The organism is Rhodococcus sp. 06-470-2, from assembly GCF_002258235.1.
GTDB lineage: Bacteria > Actinomycetota > Actinomycetes > Mycobacteriales > Mycobacteriaceae > Rhodococcoides.
This window is the reverse complement of record NZ_NOYB01000050.1, coordinates 1-21071: the sequence shown is the minus strand read 5'-3', so window position 1 is coordinate 21071 and position 21071 is coordinate 1. Positions and strand designations below refer to the sequence as shown.

General features: G+C 63.7%; 21 protein-coding genes, 2 tRNA genes and 1 pseudogene. 9 read left to right on the top strand and 15 right to left on the bottom strand.

Annotated features, from left to right (window positions below; translation table 11 throughout):
• Window positions 1–2 precede the first annotated feature (2 nt).
• Both CH276_RS27990 and CH276_RS27985 read left to right on the top strand, forming a co-directional pair.
• Window positions 3–344, top strand: coding sequence for a phage tail fiber protein (locus tag CH276_RS27990; RefSeq protein ID WP_094629940.1), 342 nt, complete (start codon window positions 3–5; stop codon window positions 342–344).
• Complete coding sequence (locus tag CH276_RS27985) at window positions 344–1465, top strand: hypothetical protein (protein ID WP_094629939.1); 1122 nt, start codon at window positions 344–346, stop codon at window positions 1463–1465. Before CH276_RS27990 ends, CH276_RS27985 begins: the two co-directional genes overlap by 1 nt.
• A 49-nt stretch (window positions 1466–1514) precedes the next feature.
• Here CH276_RS27985 and CH276_RS28700 read toward each other — a convergent pair whose 3' ends face one another.
• The 8 genes from CH276_RS28700 to CH276_RS27955 all read right to left on the bottom strand — a co-directional run bounded on the left by CH276_RS28700 (window position 1515) and on the right by CH276_RS27955 (window position 6533).
• Entirely contained in the window at window positions 1515–1691 is a 177-nt protein-coding gene (locus tag CH276_RS28700; protein ID WP_176459481.1) for a hypothetical protein, read from the bottom strand.
• A gap of 124 nt (window positions 1692–1815) precedes the next feature.
• The gene (locus CH276_RS28695) at window positions 1816–1965 is read right to left on the bottom strand and encodes a hypothetical protein (protein ID WP_176459480.1); all 150 of its coding nucleotides are present in this window, start codon (window positions 1963–1965) and stop codon (window positions 1816–1818) included.
• Between the two features lie 76 nt (window positions 1966–2041).
• On the bottom strand, window positions 2042–2290 hold the full coding sequence (locus tag CH276_RS27980; protein ID WP_094629938.1) for a hypothetical protein: 249 nt from the start codon (window positions 2288–2290) through the stop codon (window positions 2042–2044).
• A gap of 106 nt (window positions 2291–2396) precedes the next feature.
• A complete protein-coding gene (locus CH276_RS27975; RefSeq protein WP_094629937.1) occupies window positions 2397–2612 on the bottom strand; it encodes a hypothetical protein in 216 nt (71 codons plus the stop codon).
• A 120-nt stretch (window positions 2613–2732) separates the two neighbouring features.
• Window positions 2733–3374, bottom strand: a complete 642-nt coding sequence (locus tag CH276_RS27970; protein WP_094629936.1) for an Ltp family lipoprotein — start codon at window positions 3372–3374, stop codon at window positions 2733–2735.
• Window positions 3375–3414: 40 nt separating this feature from the next.
• Complete coding sequence (locus CH276_RS27965) at window positions 3415–4008, bottom strand: DUF2637 domain-containing protein (RefSeq protein ID WP_176459479.1); 594 nt, start codon at window positions 4006–4008, stop codon at window positions 3415–3417.
• Window positions 4009–4255: 247 nt separating this feature from the next.
• Window positions 4256–4329 (bottom strand) — tRNA-Ile (locus tag CH276_RS27960).
• A gap of 68 nt (window positions 4330–4397) precedes the next feature.
• Window positions 4398–6533 (bottom strand): molybdopterin-dependent oxidoreductase, encoded by a 2136-nt coding sequence (locus tag CH276_RS27955; RefSeq protein ID WP_094629934.1) that lies wholly within the window; start codon window positions 6531–6533, stop codon window positions 4398–4400.
• 85 nt (window positions 6534–6618) lie between these two features.
• Between CH276_RS27955 and CH276_RS27950 the strand changes: the two genes are divergently transcribed.
• The 3 genes from CH276_RS27950 (at window position 6619) to CH276_RS27940 (ending at window position 8620) form a co-directional block, all read left to right on the top strand.
• Window positions 6619–7422, top strand: a complete 804-nt coding sequence (locus tag CH276_RS27950) for a serine hydrolase domain-containing protein (RefSeq protein ID WP_094629933.1) — start codon at window positions 6619–6621, stop codon at window positions 7420–7422.
• A gap of 144 nt (window positions 7423–7566) precedes the next feature.
• The gene (locus CH276_RS27945; protein ID WP_032394465.1) at window positions 7567–8079 is read left to right on the top strand and encodes a DUF3145 domain-containing protein; all 513 of its coding nucleotides are present in this window, start codon (window positions 7567–7569) and stop codon (window positions 8077–8079) included.
• A 91-nt stretch (window positions 8080–8170) separates the two neighbouring features.
• The gene (locus CH276_RS27940; protein ID WP_094629932.1) at window positions 8171–8620 is read left to right on the top strand and encodes a cold-shock protein; all 450 of its coding nucleotides are present in this window, start codon (window positions 8171–8173) and stop codon (window positions 8618–8620) included.
• A gap of 195 nt (window positions 8621–8815) precedes the next feature.
• Here the strand turns inward: CH276_RS27940 and CH276_RS27935 are convergent, their stop codons facing one another.
• The 6 genes from CH276_RS27935 to aceE all read right to left on the bottom strand — a co-directional run bounded on the left by CH276_RS27935 (window position 8816) and on the right by aceE (window position 17392).
• Window positions 8816–10249: an acyl-CoA carboxylase subunit beta gene (locus CH276_RS27935; RefSeq protein WP_032394463.1), complete on the bottom strand. Its 1434-nt coding sequence runs from the start codon at window positions 10247–10249 to the stop codon at window positions 8816–8818.
• 128 nt (window positions 10250–10377) lie between these two features.
• Entirely contained in the window at window positions 10378–11628 is a 1251-nt protein-coding gene (locus CH276_RS27930; RefSeq protein ID WP_032394462.1) for a KasA/KasB family beta-ketoacyl-ACP synthase, read from the bottom strand.
• Between the two features lie 8 nt (window positions 11629–11636).
• A complete protein-coding gene (acpM, locus tag CH276_RS27925; protein WP_045199610.1) occupies window positions 11637–11981 on the bottom strand; it encodes a meromycolate extension acyl carrier protein AcpM in 345 nt (114 codons plus the stop codon).
• Between the two features lie 87 nt (window positions 11982–12068).
• Complete coding sequence (locus tag CH276_RS27920) at window positions 12069–12977, bottom strand: ACP S-malonyltransferase (RefSeq protein ID WP_094629931.1); 909 nt, start codon at window positions 12975–12977, stop codon at window positions 12069–12071.
• A gap of 128 nt (window positions 12978–13105) precedes the next feature.
• A complete protein-coding gene (locus CH276_RS27915; protein ID WP_094629930.1) occupies window positions 13106–14485 on the bottom strand; it encodes a PucR family transcriptional regulator in 1380 nt (459 codons plus the stop codon).
• Between the two features lie 87 nt (window positions 14486–14572).
• On the bottom strand, window positions 14573–17392 hold the full coding sequence (gene aceE, locus CH276_RS27910; protein WP_094629958.1) for a pyruvate dehydrogenase (acetyl-transferring), homodimeric type: 2820 nt from the start codon (window positions 17390–17392) through the stop codon (window positions 14573–14575).
• A 255-nt stretch (window positions 17393–17647) separates the two neighbouring features.
• Between aceE and CH276_RS27905 the strand changes: the two genes are divergently transcribed.
• The 3 genes from CH276_RS27905 (at window position 17648) to CH276_RS27895 (ending at window position 18720) form a co-directional block, all read left to right on the top strand.
• The gene (locus CH276_RS27905) at window positions 17648–18070 is read left to right on the top strand and encodes a DUF3052 domain-containing protein (RefSeq protein ID WP_032394460.1); all 423 of its coding nucleotides are present in this window, start codon (window positions 17648–17650) and stop codon (window positions 18068–18070) included.
• Between the two features lie 31 nt (window positions 18071–18101).
• On the top strand, window positions 18102–18563 hold the full coding sequence (locus CH276_RS27900) for a peroxiredoxin (RefSeq protein WP_032394459.1): 462 nt from the start codon (window positions 18102–18104) through the stop codon (window positions 18561–18563).
• 85 nt (window positions 18564–18648) lie between these two features.
• Window positions 18649–18720: transfer RNA gene (locus CH276_RS27895), tRNA-Val, on the top strand.
• A gap of 12 nt (window positions 18721–18732) precedes the next feature.
• Here CH276_RS27895 and CH276_RS29395 read toward each other — a convergent pair.
• Window positions 18733–19395: pseudogene (locus tag CH276_RS29395) on the bottom strand (transposase); the annotation flags it as partial.
• Between the two features lie 130 nt (window positions 19396–19525).
• On the opposite strand from CH276_RS29395, the gene CH276_RS27885 reads away from it, so the two are divergent.
• Window positions 19526–20506, top strand: a complete 981-nt coding sequence (locus CH276_RS27885) for a hypothetical protein (protein ID WP_141214796.1) — start codon at window positions 19526–19528, stop codon at window positions 20504–20506.
• Window positions 20507–21071: the final 565 nt, after the last annotated feature.

Below are 21071 nucleotides of genomic sequence, written 5' to 3'. Positions count from 1 at the left end.
ACATGGCTATTGCCGTACCTCAGACCAAAGAGCAGATGGCGATCTACTACGGATCGCTCGGCGCGTTCATCTCGCTGCACACCTCGGACCCCGGCACCACCGGTGCCAACGAGGCGAGCGGCGGCAGCTACGCCCGCAAGCAGACGACCTGGACAGGTGGTGCGGTCGACGGGTCGATTGCAGGATCGGCAGTGACCATCCCCGTCGCCGCCGGGACGTACGCCTGGGCGGGCATCTGGTCCGCCGCCACCGGTGGCACCTTCGTCGACAAGATCGCCATCGCCTCCACGCAGCTCGGAGCTCCCGGTGAAATCGTCGTGACACCGGCCGTGAACGTGGTCTGATGTCCACGCGCGCACTGCCGGCGTCATCGAGGAATGCCGCCGGCGGTCGGCTGCCGACGATCTCCCGCCGACGCTCGGTCGTGCCGGCCATGTCGCACCGACTCCTGACGGCAAGCGACTTGCCACCGCTGCCGCAGCTCTCGGTCCTCGTCGCTGCCGATCTCGTGGCGGTCGTGCAGCTCACGGTCGCAGTTCGGGTGACCGCGCGCGTCAGTCCGGGATTCGGCGGCGAGCTGACGGCGAGTGCGGCCGTCCGCGCCGACGGAGGTCGCAAGTTCGTCGATGCTGAGCAGGCGCTCGAAGTTTCGGCCATCGCAGCGGTGGTCGCGCGGTACACGCGCTCGGCGTCGGTCGTTGCCAACGTCGCCGCGATCGCGGTCGTGGCCGTATCGGCACGCCCGCAGTTCGGCGGAACGATTACTGCCAGCGCGATCGTCACGGCGGTGCGTACCGCACTGCCTGCCACGCAATCGGTCTCGGTCATCCCGTCCGCTCAGATCGTCGCGTACGGCGGGCAGGTGGCCGTGGGTGCGAACACTTCGCTCGAGGTGACAGCCGCGGCGAGCGCTATTGGCAGGTTGCCAGCGAGCTTCACGGCGACCGCTGAGGTGACCGCAACCGCCGAGCGCGTGATCCGCATGACCGCGACGGCGGCGCAAGCGGCGGCGGTGAACGCGTCGGCGGCGGTCGCCGTACCGGTCGTGGCATCTCAGTCGATGGCCGTGGCCGCGAGCGCTACGGTTGCGCCGCAATTTGCGGGGCTTGCCATGGATAAGTCTGGGAATCAGACACTGCCGGCGTCCACGTGGACTCAGATCACAGGCTGGACCGCGCGGAGTGGGTCGGCCGTGGTGTCCAACGGATTGCTCTTGCCCGCAGGAGTCAGCGCAACAGCAGTGGTGCAGGTGACCTACGGCGGTAGCAACGCAGTCAACACCTGCCGCGTGCTTGCGGACGGCGTGGTTGCCGGGACGGCACCCGCAGGTGGGCAGACCCCGACGGCCACGATCACGATTCCCGCTGCCGCAACCGATCGACTGATCACCGTCGAGGGGTACGTAAACGGACTCACGGGAGGGCGGGCGGTCGCCGCATCGGGGACATTCCTCACGCTTGCCTGATCGACGCTTGAAACGCCCCGCCTCACTTCGAGGCGGGGCGTTTCGTTGTTCAGTGGGGGAGTCGGTGGCGAGCGGCGAACTCGCGCAGGAGATCCACCTCGTCGTCATCGAGCACGGCATGGCGGCCGCGGGGGTCGAGTGAGATCTCGGCATCACGGAGAAGTGCGGGGAGGTCGTACTCGGCCGGGTCGATGTCGAGAGCGCGGGCGATGAGAGTGTCGGTCATGGCATGCCTTTCGGGTCGAGAGTAGAAGTAGTTAGTTACCAGAACGAATGACAAATGCAGGCCGGATGAGGGGTTCATTGGGGCGGCGGGCTGGGGCCCGATCCCTTCGGGCCGGGCCTCACCGCTACCTGCCGTGGAACAGTCGTGCGATGTCTTCGCCGCCCGTGTGGAACTCGATGTCGCCGTTTGCGCGGGTGACGGTGTAGTAAGTGCGGCCTGCGATCTTCTCGGCGGTCATGGCGGGGAAGGTGGCTGCGGTCTCTGCGTTTGTCATAAGACAATACTAGCACGCTAGTAACGGCAGCGCAAGCGTTGGGGGAGAAAAGATTTCGCCGGTAAGGGGGCCGCCCTCAGGCCGCCGTCAGCCAGGGGCAGAGGACGTAGGTGCCGAACGGGCCGGTCTCGTCCAGCCACTCGGTGACGGTCTCGAGGTCGATGTACTCCGGGGCCCAGCCCTCCTCGGCGGCTTCCTGGTCCTGTTCCTTGTTGTAGCTCTTGACGTGGGCGAGGGTGCCCTTGATGTCGAAGTCGCGGGGGTTGTGGCCGGCCGTCTTGATGATCTCGGTGAGTGTCTCTGCGGTGATCTCTGCTTTGCTCATAAGATAATACTAGCACGCTAGTAATTCGGGCACAACCCCTGGGGGAGAAAAGATTTCAGAGTTTTTGCGGCGAGGTCAAACTGGGTCGTTCCGCGAACTAACTACTTCAGAGTCGGCCCTTGGCTCCGCCGCGCTTGAGCTGCGAGAGGCGCTGCTGAGAGAGTCCCGAATCCTCGATCATCGCCGAGGCAGACAAGCCCGCGTCGAATCCGGCAGCGACCGCCTCGGCGCGCTCGACGTCCAACTCGGCGATCTGAGCCGTCAGCTTCTCGCGCTTGTCGCGAAGGCGGCGGAGGGTGCTGCGGATCTGAGTCTCGTCCATGTGGTGATACTAGCGCACTAGTGACATGCGGTGGTTCGCGCGAGAAGGTCGTACCGCTAACTAACTATCCCCACGAACAACAAACCCAGCGGACACGTCACCGTGCCCGCTGGGAAAGCCTCACAGACCGACGCTGTCCGCTCCGAATGCGGCCTGCTCCTCGGTGTATCCGCTGAAGACAAGCTGGTCGATCAGGCCCTGACGGGAGAAGCCGCTGACCTCGAGGTAGGTCTCGGCACTCTTGGCTGCCTGCTCGTTGAAGTCGGGCGCGATCTTGTCAACCGCATATGCCGCGTCCGCCTCGGAGAAGTCGCCGAAGACGAGTTGGTCGATGAGGCCCTGACGGGAGAACGCACTGACGTCCAGGTAGGTCTCAGCCTGCCTGACTGCGTTGCGTTGAGAAACAGTCTCGGCGGGTGCTGCGGGGGCGGGAGCCGCCGTTTCGACTTCCTCGACAGACTCGGCTGTGGCCTGAGGTGCCGCGGGAGCCGGCTGCGGGGCGGCCGTGGTCTCGGCGGGCGCGACCGTAACCGGAGCCGCCGACGTGGTTGCAGATGCCGCCGTTGTCTCGCTGTCGGAATCGCCTCCGCCGCCCACGATTCCGATGATCACGAACAGCACGACCACGGCTCCTACGATCCACGGCCACTTGCGCTTCTTTTTCACGGGCGCAGCGGGAGGCTGGCCGTAGGGCTGACCCTGGGGCGCGCCGTAGGGTCCGGGCTGACCGTAGGGCTGATTGGGGTCGTTCGGGTTCGTCATCGGTTTCCTGGTCTTGTAGTAGTGATTTCGTAAACAAGTATCAGACGGACTGGGCGGAATGTTTCATAGTCAGCGCCGCGTCATTCGTTTGAATGACAGACGCGGACGCCTTCCGCCACTTGGCGACCGTGGTGTCCGAGACTCCGATTTCGCGTGCAATTGCTCGCTGAGACATGCCGCCCGCAGCGAGCAGCTCGAGCGCCCGTTCGCGACGGTCCTCGGCGGCTCCGCTTGGCGCGTCGTCCTCCGGGCGACCGGCGACTGGTTGCGCTCGTCGACCGAGCTCGACCGTGACGTGTGTTGTCCAGAGCAGGAACACCGGGGGAGCGAGCGCGACCCCGACAGCGATCGATGATCCCTGTGTGAGCCATGCATGGATCCCGTTGCCTGCGATCGACACGAGCGCCGACGCGGCGAGCAGCGACCACGCCGGACGGTCACCACCGAGGGCAACTACTGCCACGGTGCCAACAACGATGGTGCCGTCGATCATCACCGGCCATAGGTACGCCTCCGCACCGAGACCGGCGATGCGAGCGAGATCCGCGAGAGCAATGTACGAGATCGCGAAGCAGACGAGGGACAGGAAGACGGTGCCGCGGCGTGCCGTCGTCAAAGCCGTGGAAATAGACATGGGTTCTCCCCGGAACCGGACGCCGGCCAGCGACGTCGAAGTGGGTATGGATGCAGAAGAGCGAGCCGCGATCATCGACGAGGGATTCGACCCGGACGACCCGGCGGTAGTGGAGGCGATGGCGCGTGTGCGCGCGCTGCTTGCCCACATCGGATGTATCTGTGACCGTGGGCAAAATGTGGGCAAGACCAACAATCGAACTGTTGCAGGTTGCGAAATAGTTGGCCCTGAGCTGGGCGAATGTGAGTGGGGCGGGCGGGGCTCGAACCCGCGACCAATGGATTATGAGTCCACGGCTCTAACCGACTGAGCTACCGCCCCATGCCCGTACCAGGTACGAGCCTGCAGAATCGTACAGAATCCCGTCGCCTCGACGGTTCATCGGGGCGCTATTTCGCCCTCACCTGCACCGGGACCCCGTTCAGGATCGCATTGGCCGAGACGGCGTCGACTCGGGCCGGGTCGGTGATGTCGTTGACACTGGGGCCCGTCACCGTCGTGGCAACGGACAGCTCCACGCCGGGGCGCTGATGCCCGAAGCCGTGCGGCATGCTCACCACGCCCGGCATCATCTTGTCCGATGCCGCCACCTCGATGTCGACGGTTCCGGCGGCGGAGGTCACCGACACCATCGCCCCGTCCTCGATGCCGCGGTGTTCCAGGTCGTCCGGGTGGGCCAGAAGCTGATGTCGCGCTTTGCCTTTGGTGAGCCGGGCGGTGTTGTGCATCCAGGAGTTGTTGCTGCGCAGGTGTCGCCGACCGATCAGCAACAACTCGTCACCGGTCGCAACGGCGCTCGAGTGCATCAGGTCCACCAACGCGGGAAGTTCGGCAACAACGATGTCCTGAATTAGCTGTACCCGCTTGTCCCGCGTCTTCAGCTTCTGCGGGAAGCCGGGCCGCAGGGGTCCGAGATCGACACCGTGGGGGTTGGCTCGAAGCTTCTTGAGCGACAACCCTTTTCGTTGGCTGCGGAGCAGGATGTCCAGGGTGCGCGCGGGGGACAGGCGCAGGCGCGCCTCGCTGATCACGCTCTTCGGAGTCAATCGCGACTTCACTCGACCGATCGTCGAACCGGCCATCGCGCTCTTGTAGCGGAGTGACAGGTCTCGGAATATCTCCCAATCATGCTTTGCGTCGGCCTTCTTGGGCAGGACCGCCGGCATGTACTTGGCAGTGTTGTGTACCGCGAAGGAATTGAAGATCAGATCGTAGTGGTCGCGTTCGAGAGACATCGTCGGCGGCACAATCACGTGTGCATGACGCGAGGTCTCGTTGATGTAGAAGTCGAACGACACCATGAAATCGAGACCCGCGAACGCGTCGTTCAGGGTGGTACCGCCCGGCATCGACAGCACCGGATTGCCGGACAGAACCGCCATCGCGCGGATCTTGTCCTTGCCCTCGGTGGTGATCTCGTCGACGAGCGTCGAGCAGGGGTATTCGCCCGCGAACTCGGGCAGGTCGCGAACGCGGCTGCGCCACTTGTCGAAATGTCCGCGGCCGACGATGCCCTGCTTGATCAGATCGATCGCAGGATCGGTCACCATGGCACCGCCGGGGCGGTCGAGATTGCCGGTGATGATGTTCAGTACCTGAATCGCCCACTGGCACACGGTGCCGAACTGCTGGGTCGAGACCCCCATTCGGCCGTATGCCACCGCGGACTTCGCCGACGCGAAATCACGTGCCAGGGCCGAGATGTCCTCCGCGGCAATCCCCACGACCGGAGCAACGGATTCGGGGGTGAATTCGGCTACGAGGTCGGCCAGGCGATCGGCACCGTCGATGTAGTCGGCCACGCGCACGGTGCCGTCGGCGACGGTGACGTGGATCATCGCGAGCAGTAGCAATGCATCGGTGCCGGGACGCACGAAGAAGTGCGTGTCGGCGATGTCGGCGGTCTCGGTCTTGCGCGGATCGACCACGACCAGGCGTCCGCCGCGTTTACGCAGTGCCCGCGCTCTCTTGGCGAAATCGGGGACGGTCATCATGGAGCCGTTCGACGCCATCGGGTTGCCGCCGAGTACGAGAAAGAAGTCGGTGCGGTCGATGTCGGGGATAGGCAGCAGCAGTTGATGCCCGTACAGCAGGTGATCGACGAGCTGATGCGGGAGCTGATCCAGCGAGGTGGCGGAGTATCGATTACGCGTTCGCAGGAGCGAGGTGAAGGGAATGCCGTGGGTCATCGCACCCATCGAATGGACGTTGGGGTTGCCCTGATAGAGACCGACCGCGTTGCGCCCGTACTTCTTGCGCGTCGAGATCAGGCCGTCGATCACGAGGTCGTATGCCTCGTCCCAGCCGATCTTCTCCCACTTCTCACCCACACGTTTGACCGGTGTGGTGAGTCGATCGGTATCGGCGTGCAGGTCGATCAGCGACAGAGCCTTCGGGCAGATGTGACCGCGCGAGAGCGGGTCCTTCTCGTCACCGCGGACGGACGTGACCGCATCGTTCTCCACCGTGAACTCGAGCCCACAGATCGCTTCGCACAGATTGCACGAGCCATACACAACCGACATCGCATTCCTCCCACTCATGTGCTGCGAGCGTAGCCCGGCGGGGGACCGGGGCACCGTCATCGACCGACAATTAGGCTCGTCAATCGTGACCACCCTCGATCTCACGTCCTCCTGGCCCGTCGACCACGTCAGTGCAGCAGTCGTCACCGACTCCGGAGTTCGTGAGGAGGTCGGCGACACCGATCGCGTCTACGAGCTGGCCTCGGTCACCAAACTGCTCAGTGCGTACGCCGTTCTCGTCGCCCTCGAGGAAGGTGCGGTGGAGCTCGATCAACCCGCAGGGCCGGAAGGGTCGACGGTGCGTCACCTGCTGGCACACGCGTCGGGCCTGGCGTTCGGCGACCGCACGGTCCAGGCACCGGCCGGCACCAAGCGGATCTATTCGAGCTCCGGGTTCGAGGTACTGGCCGAACTGATCGCGACCGAGGCAGGCATCGCCTTCCCGGACTACCTCGACGAGGCCGTGTGCCGGCCACTGCAGATGACGAACACCGCGCTACCGGGATCGGCAGGCCACGGTGCCAGCTCCACCCTGGCGGACCTGAAGAAGTTCGCGGCGGAGTTGTTGGAACCCACGCTCCTCGCGTCGCAGACCCTCTCGTCGGCGAAAGCCGTGCAGTTCCCCGGCCTCAACGGCATCGTGCCCGGGTACGGATCGCACAGGCCGTGCGACTGGGGACTCGGGTTCGAGCTGCGCGGTGAGAAGAGCCCGCACTGGACCGGAAGCTGCAACTCGTCGGCCACGTTCGGTCACTTCGGTCAGGCCGGAACGTTCCTGTGGGTGGACCCGTCCGTGCGGACGGCATGCGTCGTGTTGACCGACCGGGCCTTCGGAGACTGGGCGAAACCGCTGTGGCCGGAACTGTCCGATGCCGTTCTTGCAGGGTGAATGCCGATCGTTCACAGATTGCACTGGCGCAACAGGGGTAACTCGGGGCACACTAGTACACATACGTGTTGATTGACTGCAGCCAGCCGAAGCATGTCGAGGTCGTTGGGGAAGACGTCCCTCGTCGAAGCTGGAGGTAGTGCAATGCGTGGATCGAATCAATTCGCAGAAGCGACGTCGGGTGTCGTGTACATCCACTCATCGCCCGCTGCGTTGTGCCCGCATGTCGAATGGGCGTTGTCCGACGCCCTCGATTGCCGTGCGAATTTGAAGTGGTCTGCGCAGCCGGCCTCCGACGGGCAGCTGCGCGCCACCACCGACTGGGTAGGCCCGGTCGGCACCGGAGCGACCCTCGCCGGCATCCTGCGCTCGTGGCAGATGCTGCGCTTCGAGGTGACCGAAGACCCCAGCGAAGGCGTCGACGGCGAACGATTCTCGCACGTACCCGGTCTGGGGCTGTGGCGTGGATCGACGAGCGCGAACGGTGACGTGGTCCTCGGCGAGATGCGACTGCGCGCCCTCATGGAGAACAACCAGGGCAACCTCACCGCGGCCGTGGAGCACGCTCTCGGGTCGGACTGGGACGCCGCCCTCGAGCCGTACCGCACCGGGGGAGCCGGAGCCGAAGTGACGTGGTTGAGCCGCAACGTCGGCTAGTGGTGAGAGTTGCTGGGGGTTCGGTGTCGCGGTAGTTTCGCGGGCGTGCCTGGGGTAGGCATGTGGGAACGACCGTGGAGTGGTGAGTTCGATGTTGTCGACCGGAAAAGTGATTCGATTCGACGAATTCAAGGGGTACGGATTCGTAGCGCCGGACGAGGGCGGCGAGGACGTGTTCATCCACGTCAACGATCTGGATTTCGACAAGAGGCTGTTGGCACCGGGTGTTCGCGTCGAGTATGTCGCCGTCGACGGTGACCGAGGGCTCAAGGCCACCCAGGTACAGATAATCGACGGTCCCGCATCGACCGCGCTGGTGACCCGACACAAGCCCGACGTGCCGTACCACCACACCGTGCCGGTGACCGACCATCAGAACCTCGAAGACGTCATCTGCGACGTCCTGTCCGAGGCGGACTTCACTGCCGAGGTGACCGAGGCACTGCTCACGTCCAACGGAACCGTGACGGCAGCGCAGATCCTCGACATCCGATCAGCGATGCTGCGAGTGGCTCACGACCACAAGTGGATCGAGAACTGACCGACGCGTAGCCCCTTCATCCCGCCCTGCAGCCCGTTCGGTTACGGATGAATGTGGCTTCGTTGCACTCGGAGCGCTATTGATCCACACCGTGAATGGACCATTACATACGTCTGGGCGCTGCAAGGGTCCATTCACGCGGACGGGGGAGGACGGGGCGGCGGCTGAGTCAGGGCCGCAGGCGAGGGCGGTTGATCAGAGCGGAATGTTCTTGTGGTTGCCGCGTGCCGCGGGCGCGGCCGCGAGAGCCTTGGCGACGGTGCTGCGGGTCTTGCTCGGTTCGATGACCTCGTCGACGACACCGATGGCCACAGCACGCTCGACGCCACCGGCGATGCTTTCGTGCTCGACTGTAAGCCGATCGTGCAGTGCCTCGCGCTCCTCCTCGGGAGCGGCCGCGAGAGCCTTCTTGTGCAGGATGCCGACGGCTGCCTTCGCGCCCATCACGGCGACCTCGGAACCGGGCCAGGCGTAGACGGCCGTGGCACCGAGTGCGCGAGCGTTCATTGCGATGTACGCACCGCCGTAGATCTTGCGAGTGACAAGGGTGACGCGGGGAACGGTGGCTTCGGCGAAGGCGTGCAACAGCTTTGCGCCGCGACGGACGACGCCTTCCCACTCCATGCTGACGCCGGGGAGGTATCCGGGAACGTCGACCACCACGACGAGCGGGATGCCGAACGAATCGCACAACCGAACGAAACGTGCTGCCTTCTCTGCACTTTCGGAGTTGAGGCAGCCGCCGAGTCGGATGGGGTTGTTGGCGATGACCCCGACGGTGCGGCCACTGATACGGCCGAGGCCGATCACGATGCTGCGAGCCCAGCCGCCCTGGAATTCCTCGAAGGTCGACTCGCCTTCGACGTTGTCGAGCAACTCGTGCACGATCGGGTGGACGTCGTATGCGCGACGGTTCGATTCGGGCATCAGTGCCCGGAGGTCGGTGTCACCGTGTTCGGCAGCGGCGATATCGAAGTCGCCCTGCTCGCAGAACATGGACACCAGACGGCGGGCGCGGGTGAACGCGTCCATCTCGCTGTCGGCGACGATGTGGCACACGCCGGACTTCTTGTGGTGGGTGTCGGGGCCGCCGAGCGAGGCCATGTCGACCTGCTCGCCGGTGACGCTGCGGACGACGTCGGGACCGGTGACGAAGACACGTCCCTCGGGAGCCATGATGACGACGTCGGTCAACGCAGGACCGTAGGCGGCGCCGCCGGCTGCGAAGCCGAGGACGACGGAAACTTGGGGGACGAGGCCGGACGCTCGAACCATGGCCTCGAAGACGAGTCCGACGGCGTGGAGAGCTTCGACGCCCTCGGCGAGGCGAGCGCCTCCGGAGTGCCAGACGCCGACGATCGGAGCGCGCTGCTCGATGGCCGTGTCGATGGCGGCGACGATGTGCTTGCAGCCGTCGACCCCCATGGCACCGCCCATGACGGTGGCGTCGGAGCAGTACGCGATGGTGTGGACGCCGTCGATCTCGCCGGACGCCGCGAGGATGCCGGATTTGTCCCGATCGTGCAGCGGGACAGTGGTTCCGGCGTCGAACAGATTCTCGAGGCGGGCGAGTGGATCGCGGGGATCGGTCGAGGTACCGGATCGTGTGACAGGGGCCAGAATAGTCATCGCTTGTCCTTCTTCAGGGCCCCTGAGGGGGCGAGGCCCGAACCGGAACCGTTCCCTGGGAACGGCCCCGGTCCGGATCATGCACTGCGAGAGCGAGATCGACCGAGTCGAAGAATCGACTCAGTGCATCACGCCTTTCCGAAGGCGAGCGCTACGTTGTGCCCACCGAATCCGAACGAGTTGTTGATCGCGTAATCGATCTGTCCGACGCGGGGCTCGCCCTTGACGACGTCGAGATCGATCTCGGGATCCTGGTTCTCCAAATTCAGTGTGGGAGGGATGATTCCCTCACGCACTGCCAGCACCGTCAGCACCGACTCGAGAGCGCCGACGGCACCGATCGAGTGGCCCAGAGCGGATTTCGGTGCGTACACCGCTGCGTGATTTCCGACTGCCTTGTTGATCGCCAGCGCCTCGGCGGTGTCTCCGATGGGAGTTGCCGTTGCGTGGGCGTTCACGTGGGTGATGTCGGACTTCTGCAGGCCTGCGGTCTCGATGGCGCGCTGCATCGCACGCGCGGCACCCTTGCCCTCCGGATCGGGGGCCACCAGGTGGAACCCGTCGGAGGTGATTCCGGCACCGAGCAGGCGGGCGTGAATCGTTGCGCCGCGAGCCTTGGCGTGCTCTTCGGTCTCGATGACCATGAGCGCACCCGCTTCACCGAAGACGAAGCCGTCACGGTCCTTGTCGAACGGACGTGACGCACCCTTCGGGTTGTCGTTGTTGGTGCTCATCGCCCGCATCATGGAGAAGCTGGCGATCGGAACCGCGTCGATGTAGCCCTCGACGCCGCCGGTGACGACCATGTCCGCATCGCCCATCACGATCATCCGCCACGCGTGTGCGATGGCTTCCGATCCCGAGGAGCAGGCGGAGACGGGAGTGATGACACCGGCCTGTGCTTTGAGCTCGAGTCCGACGACCGCTGCGGGGCCGTTCGGCATGACCATCTGAACGGCGAGCGGAGACACCTTGCGGTAGCCGCCTGCCTTCATCTTGTCGTTGGCGTCGATCAGCGAATCTCCGCCACCGAGGCCGGTACCGATCGACACACCGAGGCGAAGGGGATCGACGTCGGGGGTTCCGGCGTTCTTCCAGACTTCGCGGCCGAGGACCGTCGACAGTTGCTCGACATAGCTCAGGCGACGAATCTCGACCCGCGAGAGCAGGCTCTGCGGGTTCACCGCGAGGTGTCCGCCGATCCGCACAGGCAGGTCGTACTCGGCGACGAAATCGTCTTCGAGCTTCGCGATTCCGCTGTCGCCGTTCAGCAGACCCTTCCACGTGGCATCGACGTCACCCGCAAGTGACGTGGTCGCAGCGAGGCTGGTGACGACGACACTGGGGAAGCGTCCGTTGGCGGTGGATGGGTTGGTCATGGGCCCTGTCACTCGCTCGCGGAGTCGTCGAGCTTGGCCTTGATAGCTTCTGCGGCTTCGGGGTTCTCCGCTTCGAGCTTCTGGATGTAGTTGACGGCGTCACCGACGGTGCGCAGACCTGCGAGGTCCTCGTCGGGGATCTTCACGCCGTACTTGTCCTCGGTCTGCACTGCGATCTCGACCATGGAGAGCGAGTCGATGTCGAGGTCGTCCACGAAGGACTTCTCGATGGTCACCTCGGACGGTTCGATGCCCGTGACCTCCTCGATGATCTCTGCAAGTCCGGCGATGAGGTCTTCCTGGCTGGCCACTGTTGTGGCTCCCTTCTCTTCTGTGTAGAACGCCGAAGTCATGTGCTTCGAGACGCGATTGTGCATTTCTGCCACTCGGGGAGTGGAAGTGTGATCCGCAGTGTGTGACGGCGGAGTGTGTGGGGCGACCTAACCGAGCTCGGCCATTGCGGAGATGTCCGCCGGTGTCTTCAGGCCGAGGTTGGCAACGCCACGCAGTTCGCGTTTGGCGATGCCGACCAGTGCGCCTGCCGGGGGCAGTTCCACAAGTCCGGTGACCTGCGCGGTGCGCAGGTAGGCAGTGCACAGGTCCCATCGCACGGGGCGAGTGACCTGAGCAGCAAGCTTGTTCAGTGCGTCGGCACCCGAGGCGACCGGCTGACCGTCCGAGTTGGACAGCAGCGTCCGCGTCGGTTCCGACGGAGTGATCGCGGCAGCGGCTGCGGCGACGGTGTCGCCGGCAGACGCCATGTATCTGGTGTGGAACGCGCCTGCGACCGGCAGTGCGCGAACCCGAGCCTTCTCGGGCGCGCTCTCGGCCAGCTCGGCAAGTTTGGTGAGCAGGCCGGCTGCGACGATCTGACCGGCAGCGTTGACGTTGGCCGGCGCGAGGTCGAGTTCGTCGAGGCGGGCCAGGACGGCAGCTTCGTCTCCGCCGAGCACGGCGGACATGCCGGTCGGTTCGAGTGCACACGCCTTGGCCATTGCTGCGCCACGGACGGCGGCGAGTGACACGGCGTCGTCGGAGGAGATGACGCCGGCGATGGCAGCGGCGGCGAGTTCGCCCACGGAGTGTCCGGCGACGACGGCGTCCTCGGGGAACAGGCCGCGCGATGCGATCTCCTCGAAGGCGAGCAGGGCCGACGCCACGACCAGGGGCTGGGTCACCGCGGTGTCGGTGATCTCCTCGGCGGTTGCTGTGGTGCCGAGGCGGACGAGGTCGAGACCTGAGGCCTTCGACCACAGTGCGAGTCGGTCTGCCGCACCTGGCAGTTCGAGCCAAGGCAACAGCATGCCGGGAGTCTGAGAGCCCTGACCGGGCGCAAGCAACGCAATCACAGGGTTAAGAGAACACTGTCGGGTGCCGAATGAGTGATGTCGCGCTCGATGAACTCTCGACAGGCAATTTGTGGGAACCCTACAAATCGCCTCGTGGGGACTCGCTATCGCCGGAGGGTGGTGGAGCGTTACGTAACCACTTCTCCGAATGTGACCTGTGTGACATATGGGGCTGGATGTGCCGGTTCGTGATGCGTTCGAGCCAACCTACCTACCGTTGCCGCGACCCTGAGCACGTACGCGTCGCGCGGGTGAGTGGGGTCGCGACCGGTGACCTCTGCGATGCGCTTGAGCCGATACCGAACGGTATTTGGATGAACAAACAGCTGCCGTGCGCAGGTTTCGACGGCTCCGCCACAGTCGAGATACGCATCGAGGGTGTCGGCAAGTCCAGAACCCGCCGCCGCCAATGGAACGACCACGTGATCGTTCAACGCCGATATCGCCGCACTGTCGTTGAGCAGTGCGCGTTCGGGCAACAACTCGCCTGCGTGCACCGGACGCGGTGCACCACGCCAGCCGGCGACGGCCTGCATGCCGGCGAAGGCTTCCACCGCGCTCGAGTGCGCCGCGCCCAGGGTGCGAGTGGTCGGACCGATGACCACGGGCCCGTCGGAGAAGTTCTGCAACATGTCCTCGATGAACGCGTGGTGGGCCGGCGTGTCCTCGATCTGCCCGCTGACCACCATCACCAGCCGAGTGCCTTGCACCACGGCGAGTGCCGCGCGGCCGTGTTTCTGCGCCACGGCGTGCACTGTTCCGACCACCGAGACGCCTCGATCGTCCGGTGGAGTACCGACCAACACCGTCGCGGGGGCCGTGGCGTCCCAGTTCAGCGTTGCGGCACGCGAGAGCATGTCCGAGCCGGTGTCCCCACGCACGACAGCATCGACGACGAGAGCTTCGAGGCGGGTGTCCCAGGCACCGCGAGACTCGGCCGCACTGGCGTAGACCGACGCGGCCGCGAAGCCGAGCTCGCGGCCGTACCGCAGGACGGCCTCGGTCAGGGCCACCAACTGCTGATCGTTGCGAGCCAGCGCCGGAAGCCACTGCTCGAAGAACTCCATCGCCACCCGGACCATGTCGACGGTCTGTCGCAGAGTGAGGCGGCGGGCCAGGTCTTGGGGGATGACCTGGAATGCGTCGAGGCTGAAGCGGATATCGCTGTTCGGGTTCTTGAGCCATTCGAGAAAGTTGTCGACGGCTGTCTGAATCAACAACTGCACGCTTGCGCGTTGGGCCGCGTCGAGATCGCCGAAGAACGGCAACTGGCCCTGCATCGTGGTGACGGCTTCTGTCGAGAGTCGGCCGGAGAACTGTTTGACCCGCCGCAGCAGGGCATCGGGCAGGGGATCGCGCTTCTGGCGTGAGGGAGCCAAGGAGGCGACCGGAAGATGCACTTCGTTGTCCGAGGTCAACGACTCACGCAACGCCTCACGGTAGGCGTCGCGTCGGGACACATCGCGTGTGGACGGACTGTCCGGTGAACCGGGTTTCGCATCGGACATAAGGAGAACCTACGCCCGACCCCCGCCCACCTCGCGCTGGACGTGCCGCGCGAGGTGGAACGGGGGTCGGGTGATCAGGGGGCGAACCTACGCCGAACCGGTATCGGCGTACGACGTGGGAGCGGCGGTGACGTCGTCGATCTTGTACTTCTCCGCGGCCTCGACGGCCTTGGAGCGGTCGACCTCACCGGATGCCGCCAGAGCCGACAACGTGGCGACGACGATCGACTCGGCGTCGACGTTGAACACTCGACGCGCGGCCGGCCGGGTATCCGAGAATCCGAATCCGTCGGTACCGAGAGTGACGTAATCGCCCGGAACCCACTGACGGATCTGGTCCGGAACCGCACGCATCCAATCCGAGGACGCGATGACCGGGCCGTTGGCGTCGGCCAGCGCCGAGGTGACGAACGGAACGCGCTTGTCGGCACCGGGATTGCGCAGGGACTCCTGCTCGGCCTCGACACCGTCGCGGCGCAGTTCGCCCCACGAGGTCACCGACCAGACGGCCGAACGAACGCCCCACTCCTCGAACAGCAATTCGCGGGCCTTACGGGCCGAGACGATGCCGACGCCGGACGCCAGCAGCTGCGCCTCGGGTCCGTCGCCCTCCTGCGGCTCGGCGAACCGGTAGATGCCCTTGAGCAGACCCTCGACGTCGAGGTTCTCCGGCTCGGCCGGCTGTACGTACGGCTCGTTGTAGAGGGTGATGTAGTAGAAGATGTTCTCTCCGCCGAAGCCCTCGACACCTTCGGTTCCGCCGTACATCCGTCGCAGACCGTCCTTGACGATGTGCGCGATCTCGTACGAGAACGCCGGGTCGTAGGCCACGGCCGCCGGGTTGGTCGACGCCAACAGCAACGAGTGACCGTCGGCATGCTGCAGACCCTCACCGGTCAGGGTCGTACGACCCGCGGTGGCACCGAGAACGAATCCACGAGCCATCTGGTCTGCCGCTGCCCAGAGACCGTCGCCGGTGCGCTGGAATCCGAACATCGAGTAGAAGATGTACAGCGGAATCATGACCTCGCCGTGCGTGGCGTACGACGTGCCGACCGCGGTGAACGACGACGTCGAGCCGGCCTCGTTGATGCCCTCGTGCAGGATCTGGCCGACCGAGCTCTCCTTGTAGGCGAGCATCAGCTCCGAGTCCACCGAGGTGTAGAGCTGGCCGTTGCGGTTGTAGATCTTCAGCGACGGGAACCACGAGTCCATACCGAACGTGCGAGCCTCGTCGGGGATGATCGGCACGATTCGGTGGCCGATCTCCTTGTCTCGCAACAGCTCCTTCATGACGCGCACGAGTGCCATGGTGGTGGCGACTTCCTGCTTGCCGGAGCCCTTGCGCAGCGTCTTGTAGGTTTCGTCGCCGGGCTGCGGCAGCGGCTTGACGTCCACTCGCCGCTCGGGGACGAACCCGCCGAGCTTGTTCCGGCGATCGAGCATGTACTGGATCTCGGGAGCGTCCGCACCGGGGTGGTAGTACGGCGGCATGTACGGATCCTTCTCGAGCTCCTCGTCCGAGATCGGGATGTGCTGGAGATCGCGGAACGTCTTGAGATCGTCGAGCGTCAGCTTCTTCATCTGGTGCGTGGCGTTACGTCCCTCGAAGTGCTTGCCGAGGGTGTAGCCCTTGATGGTGTGCGCCAGGATGACCGTCGGCTGGCCCTTGTGCGACATTGCCGCCGCATAGGCAGCGTGCACCTTGCGGTAGTCGTGGCCACCGCGCTTGAGGTTCCAGATCTCGTCGTCGGACAGATCCTTGACGAGCTCCTTGGTGCGCGGATCGCGACCGAAGAAGTGATCGCGGACGTAGCTACCGTCGTTGGCCTTGTACGTCTGGAAATCGCCGTCGGGAGTGGTGTTCATCAGGTTCACCAGCGCGCCGTCGCGGTCCTTGTGCAGCAGTGCGTCCCACTCGCGGCCCCAGACGACCTTGATGACGTTCCAGCCGGCTCCGCGGAAGAACGACTCCAGTTCCTGGATGATCTTTCCGTTGCCGCGCACCGGGCCGTCGAGGCGCTGCAGGTTGCAGTTGACGACGAACGTGAGGTTGTCGAGGCCCTCGGTGGCAGCCACGTGTGCGAGTCCACGTGACTCCGGCTCGTCCATCTCGCCGTCGCCGAGGTAGGCCCACACGTGCTGATCGGAGGTGTCCTTGATGCCGCGGTCGTTCAGGTAGTGATTGAAACGCGCCTGGTAGATGGCGTTCATCGGGCCGAGACCCATCGACACCGTCGGGAACTCCCAGAAGTCCTGCATCAGCCGCGGGTGCGGGTACGACGGCAGACCGCCGCCCTCGTTCACGTGGCTGGCCTCCTGGCGGAAGCCGTCCATGCGCTCGGCCGGGATGCGGCCCTCGAGGAAGGCGCGGGCGTAGATGCCGGGGGAGGCGTGACCCTGGATGAAGATGTGGTCGCCGCCGCCCGGGTGGTCCTTGCCGCGGAAGAAGTGGTTGAAGCCGACCTCGTAGAGCGCGGCCGACGAGGCGTACGTGGAGATGTGTCCGCCGACGCCGACGCCGGGACGCTGCGCGCGGTGCACCATGATGGCCGCGTTCCAGCGGATCCAGGCACGGTAGCGGCGTTCCATCGACTCGTCGCCGGGGAACCACGGCTCGTTCTCGGTGGGAATGGTGTTGACGTAGTCCGTCGACGTCAGCGACGGGAGCGCAACGCGGCGCTCACCGGCGCGCTCGAGCAACCTGAGCATCAGGTAGCGAGCGCGGTTGGGGCCGGACCTCTCCAACAAGCCGTCGAACGATTCGATCCATTCGTTGGTCTCGTCGTTGTCGATATCGGGCAGGTACGACGCGACACCCTCGCGGATGACGCGGACCCGGCCGTCAGAGCCCTTCTTGCCTGCAGACGATGTGTTCTGCCGTTCGCCGCTGTTCACTTCGGACAACGTGTGCACTCCTCAATGTGGCGGACGCTCGGTGTGGCGTCCGGTCCGGTAGCGCGCCCCTGTGACGGCGCTCTACTTTCCTCGTTCTCGTGATTCCTCCCAATCCTGCTACATCTTCTCGGTTCTGGTAGTACAGAGGTCCGATACCCACCAGTAGAAATTTATGTACGCAATTTCGGCGCGGTCAGCTTGCGCGAACGGCTCCGACCCTGTTCGCTTTGTCTACTGCACCCACAATTCAAGGAGGTCACCACCGTGGTCGCCGCGGCGGACGCTCAGAACTACGCTCAGAAACTTGGCATCACTCGCGACATGGTCGTACAGGAGCTGGGCTGGGACGAGGACACCGACGATGATCTGCGCGCCGACGTAGAAGATGCGATCGGTGGCGAGACCCTCGACGAGGATTCCGACGAGGTGATCGATGTCGTACTGCTGTGGTGGCGCGACGGAGACGGTGACCTGGTCGACGCACTCATGGATGCCATCGGGCCACTCTCGGACGATGGAATCGTGTGGGTCCTCAGCCCCAAGACCGGCCTGTCCGGTCACGTCGAACCCAGCGAGATCGCCGAGTCCGCCCCGACCGCAGGATTGACGCAGACCTCTGCGGCAAACCTCGGTGACTGGATCGGAAGTCGTCTGGTTCAGCCCAAGACCCCTGCCACCAAGCGGTAGGTCGATGCTCGATACAGGAAGACGGTTCTAGATGCCGATCGAGGTTGGCGCGGTTGCGCCCGACTTCACTCTGAAGGATCAGAACAACCAACTGGTCACGTTGTCGTCTTACAGGAACGTGAAAAACGTTCTGCTCGTGTTCTATCCACTGGCCTTCACCGGCACGTGCCAGGGCGAGCTGTGCAAAGTGCGCGACGAGTTACCGACATTCGAGAACGACGAGACTGCGATCTTGGCAATCTCGGTGGGTCCGCCTCCGACCCACAAGATCTGGGCTGCAGAACAGGGTTACACCTTTCCGCTGCTGTCGGACTTCTGGCCGCACGGTGAGGTTGCTCAGGCGTACGGCGTGTTCAACGACAGCGCCGGCTTCGCCAATCGTGGAACGTTCGTGGTCGACAAATCCGGAATCATCCGGTTCGCCGAAATGAACGGACCCGGTGAGGCTCGCGACAGTTCATCGTGGGCCGAGGCTCTTGCACAAGTGAGCTGACCTGCGGAATTGTAGTTAGAGATCAGACACGATAAATTTCTCCAAGCGTTCCGGTGGCCCGGGTGATCCCAGGCCACCGGCGCTCGGGCGTATAGCTCAGCGGTAGAGCTCTGGTTTTACACACCAGCGGTCGGGGGTTCGAACCCCTCTGCGCCCACTTCATATTGCTGTTGGTTGGCTGCCCGTTCCGACCTTCGACGTGCACAGCGTTGTTGAATATCGCCGGGTACACACACTTGAGCGGCCGGTTCTGTCACTCGGTAATCTCATCGACGACTTTGTCGACGACACGGGAATGGTGTCCTCCTGCACAGTCGCCCCGCAGATGTCCTGGAAGTGCGCGGACAATTCGCAGGTGGTCAAACCCTTGGTAGTCAAGGACAACACGATTCCGTCGAGACCGGTGAGGCGGCGTTGCCGCTTCACTGGCTGGGTCGACGTGCGACTGACCAAGAGGGTGAGGCCGTGTGCAAGCGTGCCGGTCAGCTACTTGCCGAGGCGGGAGTTCTTGACGATCGGCGGAGCGAGGGGAGAATCGGAGGTCGCGTGGGACGTCGATCTCCGCCGGCCCGATCTCGGTGAGCACCGTCTTCGATCGGGTGCCGTTCCGGGAGTCGCCGCTGCCGCGGCCGGCAGCGTTGTGTCTGTCGTGATCGAGATGTTCGGTCATCTCCGCATCCAGTGCGGATTTCAGGACATTCTTGGTGAGCTGATTCGATAGCCCATTCGGGCCCATTCACTCCACGCCCTGCTCCTTGTCCTGAGCAAGGAGCCCCTCGGCCAACTGCTTCTGATCCACCTCGTCCACCATGGGGTCCAGTGTTTCGGGCACCGTTGATTCTTCCCGCCAAGCTCAGTGCTTCGAACCAAGACTAGATCGTGTGCTTATTCGAAAGTCCCTGTAAAACTATTGAACAGGTATGTGGGCATCGGCTCACGACGCATGGTGGGGAGCTTTCTTTATGTCGTACACAGCGCTGGTAGTCCAAATTCTGCTGTCGAGTCCGAGCGATCTGCCAGTCGAGCATCATGGCATCGTGACTAGGGCCGTAAGGCGGTGGAACTCCACCCACGGTCGGATCTACGGAATCAACTACAGTCCCACCGATTGGCAAGAAGGTGGCTCGTCTGGCTTCGGTGAGTACGCCCAGGCGGTCTTGAATGAGCAGATCGTCGAGGACTCAGACATGGGCTTAGTAATCTTTACTGACAGGCTTGGTACACCGACGCCGAACTTTCCGTCGGGAACAGCAGAGGAGATTGACCTGCTCCTGAAGGCCGGTAAAGAAGTCGCGATCATCATGAACGAGACGCAGCGATCACCAAGCGGCAGGTCTGACTCTGGCGAGCAGCGCACAGCGCTGGACGCGTACATCAAGCAGCAGCAGGCCAAGGCGTTCATGAGTTCGTACGACTCTGAGGCGCGTCTGACAGAGATAGTCGAGCAAATTCTGACGCGCCTGGCAGTTAAGTATCGGAATGACAGCAGGCCGAGCGCGGAGGCTTCGGCTCCAGATGAAAGTCCGCCGTCTTCCAGTGGGAATGTGCTGTCTTATTTGTCCACAACTGATCTACCTAGCATCGACGATATCGAACAGGGGATCTGGCCTCGTATTGAGGTCAGCGAATCGCAAAAGACTGATTCTAAAGGGAGGCTCAAGTCTTCGAAGAACTGGAAGTTGGTTCTGTATAGCACTTTGAACTACGCGGCAAGGAATGTCAGGTTTGTTTATCTTGACAAGGACCGCAACATAGACCAGAAATTTGACGTAGTCGGTTCATCACGAGACATGGAACCAATCAATGTGTTTCCTCCGCGTGGGGAAGTCAGTTACCCTCTGTATCTGACGTTCGGCTCTTCAACTCAGGCGCTGTGTGTAGTTGAGTGGCAAGACCAGAAGGGGCAGGTACACACATCTGAGGCCACAGTGCGCACTATGTAAGCACGGTTTTTTTAGTGCCGAACTCGTTGTGCCTATTTATGTTTGGGCTCTGCTGTGTCTATTTTGAACCGATGGACCTAAATTTAATGTCAACCTACTGTTCGGTACAGTAAAGATCTCAACTCTGTCTTCATGCAGGGTGGATGCGCTTACTCTGATACCTGGCGGTGCGGCCCGGTTCAAGCCGAACATGCAGTGACCCTGTTTGACGTGTAGGGCCTCAGGACATCTTTGACCGATCGTCAACCAAAACCGGGGCTGTCACAAATGATGCAATGGTGAAGTAGAAGTAGGGTGTGGATAATTGCTGGGCACGCTCTACTTGAGTCGGGGTTCGTGGCCGGTGGCTTCACGGAAACCGTCTGCTGTCTTGCACTTCTTTATCAACCACTTAACGCATGCATCGGTGTAGAGATAGTCCCCGTGCGCGCTGTCATAGACGCAGAAGTCAGAACGAGTCGACTCTTATCGGTGTACACCCTCACGTGATGGTCCCCGTACAACCTCATATGTAGGTGCTCGGCGAGTCCTGTCGTAACTCGCCCACGACAAGGGCCACCCTTCG

Bases quoted from the DNA above. Each gene is read 5' to 3' on its own strand.
- CH276_RS27965 (WP_176459479.1), bottom strand. From the start codon at position 4,008: ATGTCTATTTCCACGGCTTTGACGACGGCACGCCGCGGCACCGTCTTC.
- CH276_RS27985 (WP_094629939.1), top strand. From the start codon at position 344: ATGTCCACGCGCGCACTGCCGGCGTCATCGAGGAATGCCGCCGGCGGT.
- CH276_RS27885 (WP_141214796.1), top strand. From the start codon at position 19,526: ATGTCGTACACAGCGCTGGTAGTCCAAATTCTGCTGTCGAGTCCGAGC.
- CH276_RS28695 (WP_176459480.1), bottom strand. From the start codon at position 1,965: ATGACAAACGCAGAGACCGCAGCCACCTTCCCCGCCATGACCGCCGAG.
- CH276_RS27970 (WP_094629936.1), bottom strand. From the start codon at position 3,374: ATGACGAACCCGAACGACCCCAATCAGCCCTACGGTCAGCCCGGACCC.
- CH276_RS27900 (WP_032394459.1), top strand. From the start codon at position 18,102: ATGCCGATCGAGGTTGGCGCGGTTGCGCCCGACTTCACTCTGAAGGAT.
- CH276_RS27945 (WP_032394465.1), top strand. From the start codon at position 7,567: ATGCGTGGATCGAATCAATTCGCAGAAGCGACGTCGGGTGTCGTGTAC.
- CH276_RS27990 (WP_094629940.1), top strand. From the start codon at position 3: ATGGCTATTGCCGTACCTCAGACCAAAGAGCAGATGGCGATCTACTAC.
- CH276_RS27930 (WP_032394462.1), bottom strand. From the start codon at position 11,628: ATGACCAACCCATCCACCGCCAACGGACGCTTCCCCAGTGTCGTCGTC.
- CH276_RS27935 (WP_032394463.1), bottom strand. From the start codon at position 10,249: ATGACTATTCTGGCCCCTGTCACACGATCCGGTACCTCGACCGATCCC.
- acpM (WP_045199610.1), bottom strand. From the start codon at position 11,981: ATGACTTCGGCGTTCTACACAGAAGAGAAGGGAGCCACAACAGTGGCC.
- CH276_RS27955 (WP_094629934.1), bottom strand. From the start codon at position 6,533: ATGTCGGTTGTGTATGGCTCGTGCAATCTGTGCGAAGCGATCTGTGGG.
- CH276_RS27980 (WP_094629938.1), bottom strand. From the start codon at position 2,290: ATGAGCAAAGCAGAGATCACCGCAGAGACACTCACCGAGATCATCAAG.
- CH276_RS28700 (WP_176459481.1), bottom strand. From the start codon at position 1,691: ATGACCGACACTCTCATCGCCCGCGCTCTCGACATCGACCCGGCCGAG.
- CH276_RS27975 (WP_094629937.1), bottom strand. From the start codon at position 2,612: ATGGACGAGACTCAGATCCGCAGCACCCTCCGCCGCCTTCGCGACAAG.
- CH276_RS27915 (WP_094629930.1), bottom strand. From the start codon at position 14,485: ATGTCCGATGCGAAACCCGGTTCACCGGACAGTCCGTCCACACGCGAT.
- CH276_RS27940 (WP_094629932.1), top strand. From the start codon at position 8,171: ATGTTGTCGACCGGAAAAGTGATTCGATTCGACGAATTCAAGGGGTAC.